At 37.2% G+C, this 16,564-nt stretch carries 15 protein-coding genes; 11 read left to right on the top strand and 4 right to left on the bottom strand.

What is annotated here, in order from left to right; translation table 11 throughout:
* Positions 1-129: 129 nt before the first annotated feature.
* Together FD29_RS03215 and FD29_RS03210 are read left to right on the top strand one after the other, a co-directional pair.
* The gene (locus FD29_RS03215; RefSeq protein ID WP_057887527.1) at positions 130-1,779 is read left to right on the top strand and encodes an alpha,alpha-phosphotrehalase; all 1,650 of its coding nucleotides are present in this window, start codon (positions 130-132) and stop codon (positions 1,777-1,779) included.
* Between the two features lie 75 nt (positions 1,780-1,854).
* Positions 1,855-2,586, top strand: a complete 732-nt coding sequence (locus tag FD29_RS03210) for a GntR family transcriptional regulator (RefSeq protein ID WP_057887526.1) — start codon at positions 1,855-1,857, stop codon at positions 2,584-2,586.
* Here the strand turns inward: FD29_RS03210 and FD29_RS11360 are convergent.
* The 4 genes from FD29_RS11360 to FD29_RS03195 all read right to left on the bottom strand — a co-directional run bounded on the left by FD29_RS11360 (position 2,549) and on the right by FD29_RS03195 (position 6,030).
* Positions 2,549-2,746, bottom strand: a complete 198-nt coding sequence (locus FD29_RS11360) for a hypothetical protein (RefSeq protein ID WP_157049377.1) — start codon at positions 2,744-2,746, stop codon at positions 2,549-2,551. The genes FD29_RS03210 and FD29_RS11360 overlap by 38 nt on opposite strands.
* A 359-nt stretch (positions 2,747-3,105) precedes the next feature.
* Positions 3,106-3,834 (bottom strand): UTRA domain-containing protein, encoded by a 729-nt coding sequence (locus FD29_RS03205; RefSeq protein ID WP_057887525.1) that lies wholly within the window; start codon positions 3,832-3,834, stop codon positions 3,106-3,108.
* Positions 3,835-3,898: 64 nt separating this feature from the next.
* A complete protein-coding gene (locus tag FD29_RS03200; protein ID WP_057887524.1) occupies positions 3,899-4,960 on the bottom strand; it encodes a GDSL-type esterase/lipase family protein in 1,062 nt (353 codons plus the stop codon).
* A 233-nt stretch (positions 4,961-5,193) separates the two neighbouring features.
* Positions 5,194-6,030, bottom strand: coding sequence for a WxL domain-containing protein (locus FD29_RS03195; RefSeq protein ID WP_057887523.1), 837 nt, complete (start codon positions 6,028-6,030; stop codon positions 5,194-5,196).
* Between the two features lie 880 nt (positions 6,031-6,910).
* On the opposite strand from FD29_RS03195, the gene FD29_RS11730 reads away from it, so the two are divergent.
* From FD29_RS11730 to FD29_RS03150, 9 genes are all read left to right on the top strand, one after another.
* Positions 6,911-7,060, top strand: a complete 150-nt coding sequence (locus tag FD29_RS11730; protein ID WP_057887522.1) for a teichoic acid D-Ala incorporation-associated protein DltX — start codon at positions 6,911-6,913, stop codon at positions 7,058-7,060.
* Positions 7,061-7,078: 18 nt separating this feature from the next.
* On the top strand, positions 7,079-8,599 hold the full coding sequence (gene dltA / locus FD29_RS03185; protein WP_057887521.1) for a D-alanine--poly(phosphoribitol) ligase subunit DltA: 1,521 nt from the start codon (positions 7,079-7,081) through the stop codon (positions 8,597-8,599).
* Complete coding sequence (dltB, locus tag FD29_RS03180) at positions 8,592-9,800, top strand: D-alanyl-lipoteichoic acid biosynthesis protein DltB (protein WP_057887520.1); 1,209 nt, start codon at positions 8,592-8,594, stop codon at positions 9,798-9,800. Before dltA ends, dltB begins: the two co-directional genes overlap by 8 nt.
* 15 nt (positions 9,801-9,815) lie before the next feature.
* The gene (gene dltC, locus FD29_RS03175) at positions 9,816-10,055 is read left to right on the top strand and encodes a D-alanine--poly(phosphoribitol) ligase subunit DltC (RefSeq protein WP_057887519.1); all 240 of its coding nucleotides are present in this window, start codon (positions 9,816-9,818) and stop codon (positions 10,053-10,055) included.
* A 3-nt stretch (positions 10,056-10,058) separates the two neighbouring features.
* On the top strand, positions 10,059-11,315 hold the full coding sequence (gene dltD / locus FD29_RS03170) for a D-alanyl-lipoteichoic acid biosynthesis protein DltD (RefSeq protein ID WP_057887518.1): 1,257 nt from the start codon (positions 10,059-10,061) through the stop codon (positions 11,313-11,315).
* Between the two features lie 436 nt (positions 11,316-11,751).
* Positions 11,752-12,963: a quaternary amine ABC transporter ATP-binding protein gene (locus FD29_RS03165; protein WP_057887517.1), complete on the top strand. Its 1,212-nt coding sequence runs from the start codon at positions 11,752-11,754 to the stop codon at positions 12,961-12,963.
* The gene (locus FD29_RS03160) at positions 12,956-13,816 is read left to right on the top strand and encodes an ABC transporter permease (protein ID WP_186810612.1); all 861 of its coding nucleotides are present in this window, start codon (positions 12,956-12,958) and stop codon (positions 13,814-13,816) included. The genes FD29_RS03165 and FD29_RS03160 overlap by 8 nt, the downstream gene beginning before the upstream one ends.
* 10 nt (positions 13,817-13,826) lie before the next feature.
* Positions 13,827-14,732, top strand: a complete 906-nt coding sequence (locus FD29_RS03155; protein ID WP_147007956.1) for a glycine betaine ABC transporter substrate-binding protein — start codon at positions 13,827-13,829, stop codon at positions 14,730-14,732.
* Between the two features lie 220 nt (positions 14,733-14,952).
* The gene (locus FD29_RS03150; protein WP_057887515.1) at positions 14,953-15,816 is read left to right on the top strand and encodes a helix-turn-helix domain-containing protein; all 864 of its coding nucleotides are present in this window, start codon (positions 14,953-14,955) and stop codon (positions 15,814-15,816) included.
* Positions 15,817-16,564: the final 748 nt, after the last annotated feature.

Genomic DNA, 16,564 nt, shown 5'->3' with positions numbered 1-16,564 from the left:
GCTCATGACAATCATAAGGTGAGATTTTTAATATTTTTCAAAAATATAAGCAATTGACAGATGTATAAACATATTATAATATTATCGCGTCAAGTAGGCTTAAATTATAAACAATTGAGGAGAACTTACATGAAGGAATGGCAAAAGGAAACTGTGTATCAAATTTATCCACGTAGTTTTCAAGATTCAAATGGGGATGGAATTGGGGATATCAACGGTATCATTTCACGATTAGATTATTTGCAGAAGTTAGGCATCGGTCTTATCTGGTTGACGCCAATGTACGTATCGCCAGGCAACGACAATGGCTACGATATAGCCGATTATTACCAAATCGATCCAGTCTTTGGAACGATGGCAGAGTTTGAAAATTTATTGAACCAAGCTCATGAACGTGGCATCAAGATCATTATGGATATGGTTGTGAACCATACTTCAGATCAAAATCGTTGGTTCCAAGAAGCTTTGAAATCAAAGGACAATCCTTATCACGATTACTATATTTGGCGTGATCCAGTTGATGGCCATGAACCAAATAATTGGGTTTCCAAGTTTAGTGGCAGTGCATGGAAGTACGTTCCAGAATTGGATCAATATTATTTGCACCTTTATGATGTAACGCAACCTGACTTGAATTGGCGTAACGAAAAAGTTCGTGCTGAGATTTTTAAAATGCTCAAATTCTGGGCTAACAAAGGTATCGACGGTTTCCGTTTGGACGTTATCAACAACATTTCTAAGGATAAAAATTTACCTAATGATACCTTCAAGACGCCGTTGGACGATGGTCGTAACTTTTATACTAATGGGCCACACGTTCACGAGTATCTCCACGAAATGTACGAAGAAGTCTTTGGACCTAATAATTTCGTAACTGTTGGGGAATTATCTTCTACACCGATCTCCGAAGCAGTAAAATATACTAACCCGAAACGTCAGGAATTATCAATGGCCTTCACATTCCATCACGTAAAAGTTGACTACACTGGTGGTAAAAAGTGGACGTTAGGTCACTACAAGTTGACCGACTTAACAAGAATCTTGAGTGAATGGCAAGTTAAGATGGGTGCTCAAGGCGGTTGGAATGCCCTATTTTGGGATAACCACGATCAACCTCGAGCAATTTCCAGATTTACCGACGATGGCAAATATCGTGATCAATCAGCTAAATTACTAGCAATGGTCGAATTCGGACTTCAAGGAACGCCTTATATTTATCAAGGCGACGAAATAGCGATGAAGAATGCTTATTTCACTGATATCAGTCAGTACAACGACCACGAATCGATCAATGCTTACCATGCGCTGATCAAGTCAGGCGTAAGTAAAGATGAAGCTATTAAGATCTTGCAACAAAAATCCCGTGAAAATTCACGTTTGCCAATGCAATGGGATTCCAGCAAGAATTATGGCTTTACGACTGGTCAGCCTTGGTTGAAACCAATTCATCACGATGATTATTCAGTCGAAACAGTTCTTAAAAAGAAGAGTAATGTCTTTAATTTCTATCGGGCCTTAATTTTTATGCGTAAAAACAAGCAAGTTTTGACCGATGGGGCATATAAATTGCTAGATTCTCATGATAATAGCGTTTATAGCTATGAAAGATTTGACGATAAGGGTAAAATTTTAGTAATGGCTAATTTTACTGGAGAGACCCAGGAACGAAAAGTTGCGGACGGTTTTAATTTAATATTGGGGAATTATGATAATATCGAACTCAACAATGGGACAGTAACTTTACGACCATACGAATCTATAATGTTAGAAAATAAATAAAATTCACCTGCGGGTGTTTTTTATTCTTGTCAAATAAAGAGTAGACTAGAAAGCAGTATTAATTGAGGAGAAAAAATGCCTAAAAATTTATATTCAGATATATATCACATCTTAAAAGGTGAAATTGATAGTAATGTTTATCCACCAAAAACAATTTTGCCAGGTGAAGAAGACCTTTCAGAACGTTTCAGCGTTACCAGAAATACGATTCGCCGAGCTTTAAAAAAATTACAGGAAGATGGCTTGGTTTACACCGTTAAGGGTCGTGGCGTTGTGGTCTTGGAACCGATTGTTGATAATAGAGTAATGTTTTCGGCATCCAATCATTTTGGTTTCCTAGATTTAATGAGCTTTCCACAAAACAAATTTATTAAAAAACTGACAACTAAAGTTTTGAACTTTGAAGAAGTCGTGATCGATGATGAACTTTCCAAAAGAACTTCTTTTGGTATCGGCGATACGGCCTACTATGTTGAACGATTGAGAATTTTCAACGGCAGTGCCATGGCAATTGATTTCAGTTATTTCCGTAAGGAGAATTTGCCGGGCCTATCGATCGATGATGCCCAAGGTTCGATCTATCAATATATCCGTGACGAGAAGATCTTCAAAATAGCTGCTGCCCGTTCAGTTTCAACTGTTGAGACAGTTTCCGACAGAGAGTCTGAATTGTTAGATCTCAAGGAAGCAAATTGTGTCGGCGTTTTGAAACGTTACGTCTATACTGACCTTGGTAATTTGTTTGAGTGCACAGAAACCAAATATGTACCTAATCATTTTTCTCTCGTTGGCTTTGAGTCTTACTAGAGAGTGGAACAAATCGAGGGTCACTGCCGTCTTCCATGAAATCCCGGTGGATTGCTGGAACGCTGTGACCATCGATTTGAGCCAATTGAAGTTCAAATTGTCTCAAATTCGAGGTGTTATCTAACTCCGCAAAGTACGCGAAGTAAGATAAGACTACCACGGCTGAGCATCCACCGGGATTTCACTCCAGACTAGGTTGGTTTTTTATTTGTTTTTCATTAGTAGTATTAAGGTTTTAGATTCTAATAACTTAGATATTTTATTTAGAATAATACTAAAAAGGTCATCCAATTCTTTTGGATGGCCTTTTATTCTGTCTAAATAATTGTATGTAACTGTGATTCAGAAAGAACTATTTTTATTCTTTATTAGCTTTGATTGCTTACGATTATATACGAAATATGAAAATTGATTAGTCTGGAATGAGATTTAGGTAGTTGCTCTCACTGCATTCCAATGTCTACCGAAATCCCATGGAAGACGGGAAGTATAAAATAACTAAAGGCCCTTGCTGCCTTTTTAGAATTTCAAAATCTGATTAAAAATAAAGTTATCAGGAATAAAGTGCGACTCAGTGTACTCGAACTGACGGCCATCATCATTGAAAGCAAAACTGACCATATTACCGACACAATTATCGATTCCGAGATTGAGGTGCTCGTAGTCGATTTGACCGGCACGTTCGAAGCGTAATTGTCGTTTGAGAATGGCAATTTTCATACCCAGAGTTTTCTTTATGTACGAATAGATCGAACCTTTGGCAATTTCTGGAGTGATGTCAGGAACTAATTGGGCATTGAAATAGTTGATATCTAAAACAGCATTCTTATTATTGATACGACGAACACGTTTGATAGCGTAAACGGGGATACCTACGGCAAAGGAAGTTTTGTGGCTGAGAGCTTCGTCAACAATGATCTGTTGGAAGCCCGCAATGAGTGTGATGCGGTCGAAATCATGGGTTGAATTGAGAACTTGTAAACTGTCGACTTGATCCAAACTCAAATTAAGTTCATTAGTTTGAGGTGTCTGTTCCAAAACAACGACGCCTTTACCTTTGACACTGTAAACTAAACCTTCGTCAGAGAGCTGTTTGATAGCTTTTCTAATCGAATAGCGACTGGCATTGAACTCATCAATAAGCTCTTCTTCAGTAGGTAAGCGCATTTTGATATTATATTTTCCCTTGAGGACGCGTCTTTTAAGTTCTTGATAAATATCCTTGTTAGTAACAATAGTTTCAGTCATAAATAGCACTCCAATTTAATTGGGCAAAATATTGCCCTTAGGATAATCTATATAGGAAGAAATATTAAATCATTTTCTTGCGGATCAGTTGTTCTTTAATGTGTCTGGCCACGACTTGACCACCAATTTGAGAAAGATGAAGGTGATCGCCACAGTCATATTCGGGTTTGAGACCACCATTTTCATCAACTAATGACGCAACATCAATAACATGAGGTAGCTGTAAGATGGCTTGATTGACCGTCAAACGTAAGGCTTCTTTTTGGGCTGACCAACCGGAGTTATTACTAGCTGGGGTAATCGTCATAGGGACAAAGGTGATATTGAATTGGCGACATTTGGCCTTCAGTTGATAGATTGCTTGAATAATAGCTTTAGCGGATGGCAGTTCGCTCATTGGTGAACCAGTGCCAGGATGAAAGAGGTCATTTATACCTTCCATAAAAATAATAATATCGGGACGATACTCAACTAGCATATGGTCAAAACGGCTCAATCCAGCTTCGCCAAAACTATCAGACCACTTAGAAGTACTGTGGCCTGGGCGCAACAAGCGATTGCCTGAGATACCAAAGTTAGCAGTCATCACCTGAAAGTTATTTTCCAAATCGACAGCCAAAGGAGCACTGAAGTTGCCTTGATTAGTTAAAGAGTCACCGAAGAAGGCTAGCCGTTTGAAGGATTCTTTAGTCTCAACTTGGATTCCCGAGATGCCAAAGAAATACTTGGCGATTTTAGGATCAGTTACGGCAGTTTTTACTAAAGCATTAGAAATAGTTAAGCCGGCGGTGTGGATTGCTTGGTTAGGTGATATCAGTTCGATGTTCAAGAAACTGCCAGCAGGGACGGTTAAATCTATCCAATCAGACCAAACTTTAAGATGGGGTTCGATTTGAAAGGAATCATTGTCATTCATAGTGACGCTTTTTTGATGGCCAGGTTCAGAGAATATTTTCAAGCTGGTAACCTCTAAAGGAATTTCATCGAACAAATTATTTAGCTGTAATCTGATTCTTTTGGCAGCAATAGGTTGTAAAATTTTTAAATATTGTCGATCAGATTGGTTGATATCGTTGAGACAAGTGTAGTTAGTGAAGTTGTGTTGCCAAGTAGTAGTTGTGATCATAAGCTGAACCTTCTTTGCAGTGAATGACTTATTTAATTAATAATAACATGTTTAAACAATAATTGAGACTCAAAAAAACTGAAATTGGCAAAATTTTTTATAAAAAAATAAAATTTGGGACGCAATTATGTTTTTCATTAAATATGCAGCACAAACGTGCAACAGAACGTAACCTCTTGTGCATAATAAAAAATCCTCAATATTCATAATACGAATATTGAGGAGAATAATTGTTATTTAACTACTGGCTTAGCACTCAAAGTCCATGTGACGATCGAGTTCATTTTCTTAGCTGATGCTTCAGTTGAAACCTTGCCATCAGGAAGTTCCAGACTAGCTGAATCAGGTGTGTTGAAGTTAGCCTTAATGACGCCACCGTTGTAAGAACCGGCATCCAAAGCCATAACGGCCATTGTGTTCTCATTGCCAGTTTTGCCACTATCGATGGTTGTTTTTTCAGTCGTGAGATCCTTAGAAGAATTAGAAACATTGACGTTTTCACTGTTGAGCAAAGGCATCGAACTGAGACGTAAAATAGCTCTCAAACTATCGTCGGTAGAATTAGCAACAGTGGGATTTAATTTACTGATCGAAGCCGATAAAGTAAATCCAGGCATTGTCTTCATATCGTTTCTGGAATCGATGACCTCAAGCAAACCGGCGTCGTTACCCTCTTTAGAAGCTGTGGCGTTTGTTCCTTCGGTATTGAATTCGGAAGTATCGACGGTGTTAGTCTTCAAAGGGGCAATCGTACCTTGCATCATAGAACCGAAATTAAAGTCAGGAACAGCTTCTAAAGTTAGAATACCTGAAAGAACGGTAACACTAACGTTAGAAGTATTTGGGTCGTCAGAGTTAGTTGTAGTTGTATCCTCGGCTGTGGCGGATAAACTTTCAGTTTCGGCAATTGGTTTAGTAGTAATACCAAGAGATGATGAAGATGAACTAGCAGTATCTTTAGTAACTTGGATCGGTGTATTAGTAACGGCTTTAGCTGTTGTTAAAGGGGTAACGGACAAACTAAGGCTAACTAAGGCTAATAATCGAACAATATTTTTAAGTAGTTTCATTAGTTGTCCCCCTTTATTCATAATTGTTGATGGGCCTACTCAGACCTATTCCATGCTTAAAGTTTACCAAAATAAAACAGACAGATTGTATCGCTATTGATAAATAATTTTTATCTAAACTGGAATAATTTTTAGACCTTGAAAATTTATAAAAAATGCTCCAATTTTTAAAAAAGAGACATAAATTTTAAAATCTCATATAATATTTAATCAATAAATGCCATATTAAAGCCACAAAATGAGAATTGAATTATGCGAATGGATCGAGGATTTGTGACCAATAATAAATAATCCAATATAAAAATGAGCCTTCATTTGAAGGTTCATTTTTTTTAATTCTTCAAAACAAAATAGATAATTAGCAATTAAATAAGTTATTTATGTTATTGAAGCAAAATAATCAAGAATCCATTATTTCGGTATGTAAGCGTATTATCTTACAAAACTGTCACATGAGACTAACACTTTAGTAATTGTGACGATCAATTATTTACTTTTGATTATCCACGCTCAATAATGATAACCGTTAATTGATTCGGGCCGTCATGACAAGGAAAAGACGACTTGGCGAAAAGCCAATTATCAGTGGAATTCATTACGGAGCGTATATTTTGAAAAAAATAAGCGTATTAATTATAATTAATTTGTTTAAACAGATATGATGAAATCCCTTGTAAATACTGGTTTTGGTCAAAAAAGACAACATTTTTTTACAAAAAAGTTAAATAGTATAGTCACAATTTTTATTATAATGTTTATACAGGTGATATAGAAAAAATAATATCGATTTATTTAGCTCTAGATTTTGGTTTGACACCATTTATCTTGAATGGTTAGATAGTTTCCGCATAAGCAAACTTTTTTCAGTGAGGTGTAAATTATGAAAAATAGTCTTCTAGTTTTTTTAAAGAAACCCGTCACGGTTTTTATTATAAAAACAGTTGTATTTTTCGCTATATTCGTAGTCCTTTTATATATTTATGGATACAACGGTGTCGGAAGTGCCAAGTTTATTTATAACGAGTTTTAGCAGGAAGAAGGGAATAGTATGAATACAATCATTGAAAAAATTACCACTACCGCATTACAAGCACCAGATAAAATTTGCTACAAGAATGGTGAAGAGACGCATACATATCAAGAATTGCTCCAAGCCTCTGATCGGATTGCCAGTTTCTTGCAAGAAAAATTCTTGCCTGCTAAGAGTCCGCTGATCATCTTCGGCGGTCAACAATTTGAAATGTTAGTGATGTTCTTAGGTTCCATCAAAGCCGGTCACCCATACATTCCAGTTGATGACGGATCAGATCCTTCACGAGTTATTCAAATCAACAGTGTAGCTGAACCAGCCTTGATCTTGAATTGGAGCGACATTGAAGATTTTGGCGTCGATACACCTCAAGTAACCAAAACAGAATTAAAAGAAGTTTTGGCTTCAGACAATAATATTTATGATAGCAATCGCAGCGTAGGTCCTGATGATGACTTCTATATCATCTTTACATCGGGAACGACTGGTACTCCTAAAGGGGTTCAAATCAGTACCAATAATATTTTGGATTTCGCCAGCTGGGCGGAAAAGGAATTCAATTACTCAGCTGAGATGAATATGTTATTGCAAGCACCATTCTCATTTGACCTTTCAGTTTTTGATATTTATCCAGGACTGATGAGCGGTGTGACTTTAAACGTTGTGGATAAAGAGACGACTAAGAACTTTGGTAAGCTGCAAGGAGCCATTGTTGATTCAGATTTCAACACTTGGGTCTCAACGCCATCATTCTTTGAAATGTGTCTCTTGTTCAGAGGTTTCGATGCTGAACATATGCCACAATTGAACAAATTCATCTTCTGTGGTGAAGAGTTGACTCATGCCACGGCGCAAAAATTATTGAAGAAATTCCCTGATGCAGAACTTTACAACACTTATGGTCCAACTGAAAATACAGTTGCCATTACATCAATCAAAATCGACCAAGCGGCTTTGGCCAAATATGATCGACTTCCAATCGGTTATTTGAAGGGCAACATGGACCACAAGATTATCGGTTCCGTTGATGAAAAAACTGGTCGTATGACTGGAGAACTTTTGGTCAGTGGACCGGATGTTTCTAAAGGATACTTGAATAACCCTACGCAAACGGCTAAGGCTTTTGAAGAGATCGACGGCAAGAGATTTTATCACACCGGCGACATGGTCAGTGTGGCTGAAGATGGGTTGTTGTATTACCACGGTCGAACTGATTTCCAAATCAAGATGCACGGCTACCGAATCGAACTTGAAGAAGTTGACTCAATGCTGGGCAATCTAAAACAAGTTAAACAATCGTGTACCGTACCTCTGTATAACAATAAGAAACAAGTCAGCAAAATGATTGCTTGTATCGTACTTGAAAATGAATTTAACGACGATGATCAAAGTGATTTGGCTACAGAGATCAAAGATTCACTCAAAGAGACGACAATGGAATATATGATTCCCAATGTGTTGAAGTTTGTAAAACAATTGCCAATTAGTAAAAATGGAAAAATTGATAGAAAAACTTTGATAGGTGAGATTAATGAATAATATTACGCCTTACAGCAGTCCTCACTATTTCATATACTTATTACTACTTTTACTACCTATAATCATTGGATTATGGTTTGGCAAACGTTTTAGGATCTATGACCTCTTTGCGACTGTCGTTATTTTGATCACAGCTTTCTTCGGTGGCAACATGAAGCAAGGTATATCGTTGATCTTCTACATTCTGTTTGAAGTAGCGGTTATCTTCACTTATCGAGCCTACCGGAAAAAGTACAACAATTTCTGGGTCTTCACCTTATTCGTCGTTTTAGCAATCGTACCACTGGTATTTGTTAAACTCGATCCACTGCTCAACAATGCAACAATTTCCTTGTTTGGATTCATGGGTATCAGTTATTTAACTTTCAAGTCAGTTGAAATTGTAATGGAAACAAGAGATGGCGCTATCAAGGAACTAAAGCCATTTGAGTTTGTCCGTTTCTTGCTATTCTTCCCAACAATTACTTCTGGACCGATCGACCGTTTCAAACGATTCCAAAAAGACGTCAACAATGTTCCTAGTCGAGAGGAATATGTCGAACTGTTGCACAGTGGTGTCAACAAGTTGATGAAAGGTTTGCTTTACAAATTCATCATCGGATATTTCTTTGGAACATTGCTTTTACCAAAGATTCAAATCTTGACCCTTTCGTACAGAGGTCAAACGCCTTTGAACTTATCATGGGCCTTAGTAGCTTATATGTACGTTTATAGTATGTACTTGTTCTTTGATTTCGCTGGTTATTCACTCTTTGCGGTGGCAATCAGTAATTTCATGGGTATCAAGACACCAATGAACTTCAATGCGCCATTCAAATCTAAGAATATCAAAGATTTCTGGAACAGATGGCATATGACCCTTTCATTCTGGTTCCGTGATTTCATCTATATGCGTCTGATGTTTACAATGATCAAACACAAATGGATCAAAAACAAAGTTACGATTGCCAACTTCGGTTATATAACCTTGTTCTTGATCATGGGATTCTGGCACGGTGAGACGTGGTACTACATCGTTTATGGTATCTTCCACGCACTTGCTATGATTACCAACGATGCTTGGTTGAGATACAAGAAGAGACACCGCAAGAGTATTCCAAGCAACAAGTTCACGCATGCTTTTGCAGTCTTTCTAACGTTCAACGTAGTATGTTTCAGTTTTATGATTTTCTCAGGTATTTTAGATAAATTATGGTTTTAGATAGGAGAATATATTATGGACGATATTAAAACACAAATTGTAAGTATTTTAAAAGATGTAACAGGTTTGGATGACGCTGGTCAAGATATGGACCAAGACTTATTCAAAGACGGTATTCTTGATTCTATGGCAACTGTAGAGGTTCTAGTAACATTACAAGATACTTTTGGTATCACTGTACCAGTTTCAGAATTCGACCGTTCACAATGGTCAACAGTTAACAAAATTGCTCAACAAGTAAAAGAATTGGAATAGATCATGAAAAAAAAGTTATGGATGATTTTTGGACCTGTCATAGTTGCTATTGCTGCTTTATTGATCCTTCTCTGGGCTCCAATCAACTTTAAAACGGTTACTCCAGCTAAAGTTCAACAAGCTGCTACTTCACTAGACATCCGTGTTTTAAAGGGCGAGAGCGTTAAGAATGCGGCTGAGAAGGAAAACTACATTCCTATCATTGGTTCATCGGAACTTTCTAGAATGGATCCGTTCCATCCATCTTCCATGGCGCAAAAATATCATTGGAAGAATAAACCATTCTTACAAGGTAATCCCGGAACTGCTTCATTGACACAGGCAATGAATGTTGGTGGGATGACTAACTTAAAAGGGAACAAAGCAGTTTTCATTATTTCCCCACAATGGTTTACCAAATCCGGTGTTCCATCTGATGCCTTCAAATACTTCTTATCACCATTGCAATTGACTGGTTTTATCTTAAACTCCGATCAAGGCGACAGAGCAATGAATAAATATGTTGCCGGCCGTATTCTTGATCTAGGTGTCAGCAAGGGACCAATCGAAGATGATGCACTAGAACGTATTTCAAAGGGACAACAGATTACCAGTTTCCAACGTTTTTATATTAAGAACTTTGCCCGTTCCAGTTTGCAAAGCCAGGATGATTTGTTCGGTGCTTTGTCGATGAATGACCACGAAGGTCAAATCAACGAAGCTGCTAGCAAGTTACCAGATACATATGATTACAAGCATTTGAATAAATTAGCTACTAAGATGGCTAAGGAACATTCAACTGATAATGACTTCCAAATTGGCAATTCCTTCTATAATAAGGAATTAAAGAAGCGGATGGATACATATCGAAATGCGCACCGTCACGTAACTTATACACATTCCCCAGAATATAATGATTTCCAAGCATTGCTTTACATGTTTGCTCAAAATCACACTGAAGTGATGTTTGTCATTCAACCAATTAATCCATATTGGGTCAAATATACTGGTATGCCAATGAGTTCGATCACTAATTTCGATACTAAGATCAAATATCAATTGAAGTCACAAGGTTTCAACAATATCGTTGACTTGTCCAACGTTAAGAATCCTAACTATATCGCTGAAGATACCATTCACATGGGCTGGCGTGGTTGGTTGATGCTAGATCATCATCTCAAGGGATTCTATAAGGATAAGAAAGCAAATCCTAAGAATACTCAATATAAGATGGATAGCTACTTCTTAACTGACACTTGGGCTAACAATACAAAATTTTAGATAGCAAAAAAACAGCATTTTCAAAGATGCTGTTTTTTTGCGCTTTAAAACGATTTTGCCGATCAAATAGCAAGTTTACTGGGACTAAAACCGCCCAATACCAGAATGATTTTTTCAGTGAATAAGGAAGAAAACAAATGAAAAATAAAAAAATAGATTATTTTTTTTAGAAAATTTGTTTTAATTTTAAAAAATCGCTGTAATCCATAACATGACTATCATTGATGCGGTTTTAAAAATTCAAAAATGGGACCTTTTTTGACGTTTAAAATGCTTACAAAAAAACTGATAATTTGCATAAGTAAAAAATATTTGTTAGGGTGGTTTAGTCGCTATTATTCGTTTTGTTAAATAATAGTTTTTTTATTTTCAATTAATGAACACTTTTAAATGTTCATTTTCGATTCCAAGATACATTCCAAGAATGGGGGATTTAATGAGTACTAAAAAAAGTACAAAAGTAGAAGTCAATAACTTAACAAAGATTTTTGGTAAGCATATTAACAAAGCCAAAGAGTTAAGTCGTCAAGGAAAAGATAAAGCAGAGATTTTAAAGGAAACTGGTGCCACAGTCGGTGTTGACCGAGCCAATTTCAAAATTTATGATGGTGAGATCTTTGTCATCATGGGATTATCAGGTAGTGGTAAGTCAACCTTAGTTCGAATGATCAACCGTTTGATCGAACCAACCGAGGGTGAAGTCTTGATCGATGGTGAAAACTTGATGAAGATCGACAAGAAACAACTCCGTGAAGTCCGTCGTAAGAAAATGAGTATGGTTTTCCAAAACTTTGGTCTATTACCTAATCGGACCATTTTGGAGAATGCTGAATACGGACTTGAAATTCAAGGCGTAGACAAAGCTACTCGTGAACAAAAAGCAAAAGAAGCCCTCGATACCGTTGGTATCAGTGGTTATAATGACGAATATCCTGACCAATTGTCAGGTGGGATGCAGCAACGTGTTGGGTTGGCCCGTGCACTTGCCAATGATCCCGAGATACTTTTGATGGATGAAGCTTTCTCAGCCCTTGATCCATTGAACAGAACTGATATGCAAGACCAACTGCTTGATATTCAAGAACGTTTGCACAAGACGATCATCTTTATCAGTCACGATTTGAATGAAGCTTTGAAGATCGGTGACCGCATTATGATCATGAAGGATGCCAAAGTCATTCAAACTGGTACGCCAGAAGATATTTTGACACATCCAGCTAACGAATACGTTGAAGAATTTATCGAAAATGTCGATCGAAGCAAGGTCTTGACAGCAAGCAACGTTATGATTAGACCAACTATTGTTAATATCGAAAAGGCTGGTCCAAGATTGGCCTTGAAGATGATGAAGGATTCCGAAGTTTCAACAGCTTATGTGGTTGATAGTCGTCGTAATCTATTAGGAATCGTCGATGCCAACGATGTTATCCGATTGGTTCGTGAAAAGAACGGTGATTTGACATCGATTGTACAAACGAAGGTTCCAACAACTGATGAGGATACACCGATCTCCGAATTAATGGATGATATTTCGCAAACAAGTATTCCTTACGCCGTTATTAATGATAAGAAACAATTACGAGGAATTATCGTACGTGGTGCCGTATTAGGTGCACTTGCGGGAAATGAGGTGAGCGATTTTGAATAGTATTTTAGGAAGTATTCCCCAAATACCTTTAGCTCATTGGATCGACAATTTTGTCGACTGGCTAGTACAGTTCACTGGCTTTTTCAATGCTATTACTAATTTCATTGGTTCGATCAACAATGCCTTTCAATGGGTCTTTGATCTGATTCCAATTTGGCTCTTTATTGTCTTAGTCTTAGCACTAACGTATTACATTAATCGTGACAAGCAAAATTGGGGCTTATTGATTTTTGAATTCTTAGGTCTATTGATGATCTGGAACTTGAATTTCTGGCGTGATATGACGCAAACATTGACCTTAGTTTTAACTTCAAGTTTGATTGCTTTAGTTATCGGAATTCCTTTGGGAATTTTAATGGCTAAGAGTCACACTGCTGAAGTTATTCTCAAACCAATTTTGGATTTCATGCAGACAATGCCAGCTTTCGTTTATTTGATTCCAGCCGTTGCCTTGTTCGGTATCGGTATGGTGCCTGGTATCGTGGCTTCAGTTATTTTTGCTATGCCACCAACAGTTCGAATGACAAATATGGGTATTCGTGAAGTTCCAGATGAATTGATCGAAGCAGCTGATTCGTTTGGATCAACTGAATGGCAAAAACTTTTCAAAGTTGAATTGCCAATCGCTAAGACCAGTTTGATGGCCGGTGTCAACCAAAGTATGATGTTGTCACTTTCAATGGTCGTTATTGCATCAATGATCGGAGCTATGGGTCTAGGAACTAAAGTTTACTTTGCTGTAGGACGAAACGATGCCGGTAACGGTTTTGCCGCCGGATTAGCTATTGTTGTCTTGGCCATTATTTTGGACCGTTTGACACAATCATTAACTAGAACACGTCGCAAACATTAGGAGGGATTATTTGAAGAAACATAAGTTTATCAAACTTTTCTTACTATCGTTATTGATTATCCCAATTATTACTGCATGTAGTTCACAGACTGCTGCCTATAATAGTAAAGAAAAACTAGGTTCACAGATCAACTATACGATCACTGGTATCGATGCTGGTGCCGGAATTATGTCATCAACCCAAAAGGCTTTGAAATCATATGGCCTGGAACAAGATAACTGGCAACTACAAACCAGTTCAACTTCAGCCATGACCAGTACTTTGGATAAGGCCGTTCAAGATAAGCGACCAATCGTCGTAACTGGTTGGCAGCCACACTGGATGTTTACTAAGTATCCATTGAAATTCTTGAAAGATCCTAAGAATGTTTTCGGAAAAGCTGAACATATCAACACAATTGTTCGTAAAGGCTTGAAGAGTGATAAGCCGGAAGCATATACTATTCTTGATCGTTTCCACTGGACACCAGCTCAAATGTCTGAAGTGATGTTGCAAGTTAATAATGGTAAAGATCCTCAGGTAGCTGCTAAGAAGTGGATCAAAGACAATCCTAAACAAGTTCAAGCATGGACTAAGGGAGTCAAAAAGGTTCACAATCAATCACTGAAGCTGACTTATGTGGCTTGGGATTCAGAGATAGCTTCCACTAATGTGATTGCTCAAGTTCTCAGAAACCAAGGCTACAAGGTCACTATCCAAGCAATGGAGATCCAACCAGTTTGGGCTTCTGTCGCAACAGGGGCTGCTGATGCACAAGTCAGTGCTTGGTTGCCTAAGACTTCTGGTTTGTTCTATAAGGATTATAAGGGCAAATTTGACGATTTAGGTCCAAATTTGGAAGGTGCCAAAGTAGGATTAGCGGTACCTAAATATATGACAAATATTAATTCCATTGAAGATTTAAAAAATAAATAACAAATTAAAAATCGGAAGAAATTCCGATTTTTTTGTGCGAAAAATGCTATTTTATATATAATTGGAATAATTTTATCCGGGTGCAATAGTTTTAATCATACAGAAAAAAATTATTCATTATCCAAAAAATTCATTCGTCGGGGGTATCAATGACATGGAATAATTATGGGTATATAATTAAATTAATTGTTATATGAAATAATTATATAGGGGCGATGGCGTGGATATACAGACGTTTATTGATAAAAGAAAAGAGTTGGGACTCTCTCAAAAGGAGCTAAGCAATGGCATTTGTACGCAAGCAACTTTGAGTAAGTTTGAAAACAACGGCAAGATACCATCACTAAAAATTTTAATTCAATTGTGCAATCGTTTAGGATTGTCTTTAGATAGTATCATTGGTGTCAGTGATACGAAGAGTCAAGAAGTTATTAAGGCAATGAATAAAGCTGAGTTTAATTTGATAATTCAAGAGTACGCTGATTCTTGGAGAATCATCAAGTCGATCAATCCCGACGATTTGGCCGATGATAAGAATGCTTTGATGCAATATTATTATTTGAAAGGCTATTTGAATGTTTTAGATGATGGGGATCTCTTTGACGCTGTATTCGATTTTAATCGGATCTTAGCGGAATTAGATGCTAATGGGGAAACTATCTTCACTTTCCTCTCATTCGTTGGTATGGGCATGGTTTATGCCAAACAAGGCGACGATAAAAAGAGTGAATATTACTTTAGCAAAGTTTTCAATAATATTTATACGATGTCGATCGATGATGTCAGCAAGATTTGGCGTTATATCAATATTATTTTCTACTGTGCACTGTATTATTCAGAACGCCAAGATTTGGAAACTGCCAATGCCTTGTTGAAGTATGCGGTAAAAATCTGTGCTGAAAATCATGTGACTTATTATATTGCCAGAATTTATGCACAGTTAGCCATGAACGAAAGTCGAGTCAACGGCAACAATAAGAAAGTCCGTAATTTAATGAATAAAGCCTTGGTCTTCTCAGAATTCAATCGAAATGAGAAAGAAATCGAGCTTATTAAACGCTGGGTTGCTAGTAATAAAATGTAGATGTTGTAACGGTGCGGGAAAAGTTGGTTGTTTTTAGTTTCCCGTCTTCCATGAAACTTCGATAGACGCTGGAACGCTGTGAGAGCAACTTTGAACCAGTTCGTAGAACTGTTTCAAAGCTTGTCTGGCTCTAAGCTGTCAAAGTACGCCAGCTAAGACCCTCCCACGGCTGAGCATCTATCGAAGTTTCATTCCAGACTAATGTTTTTGTATATCAGGAATAAAGTAATCTTCTTGAGAGTGAACCACTTCAAATGGGGACAATTTTTGAGTATTAACATAAAATCATCTTTGATTCAGTATTTAGAATCAAAGGTGATTTTTTAGTAGAAAAAGCTATATTTTGATCTGTGTTTATGTTGCGTAACTTCATGAGTTATATCTCAAGCAATCTAAGAAAAAACGAAAGGTAGGACTCTTTTTTTCAAGCATTCGAAGAGTTTAAAGACAATCTTGATATCACGAATCTAAAAGAAGAAAAAGATTATTTAGTCTGGAATGAACCCCCGGCGGATGCTCAGCCGTGGGAGTCTCTTAGCTGGCCGTTTTTTGCCAGGTTAGAGACAGCCAATCTTCAAAACAATTCGTAGAATTGGTTCGAAGTTGCCGCTCACAGCGTTCCAGCAATCCGCCGGGGGTTCATGGAAGACGGGAAGTATAAATAATAGAAATATAAAATAAAATTACTAATGTTTAAAGTGCTTCATAATTGTTAGACAAGAAATCTAACAGTTATGGAGCCTTTTTT

Source organism: Companilactobacillus mindensis DSM 14500 (genome assembly GCF_001434275.1).
In the GTDB taxonomy this organism is placed as follows: domain Bacteria; phylum Bacillota; class Bacilli; order Lactobacillales; family Lactobacillaceae; genus Companilactobacillus; species Companilactobacillus mindensis.
This window is presented reverse-complemented; position numbering and strand designations above follow the sequence as displayed.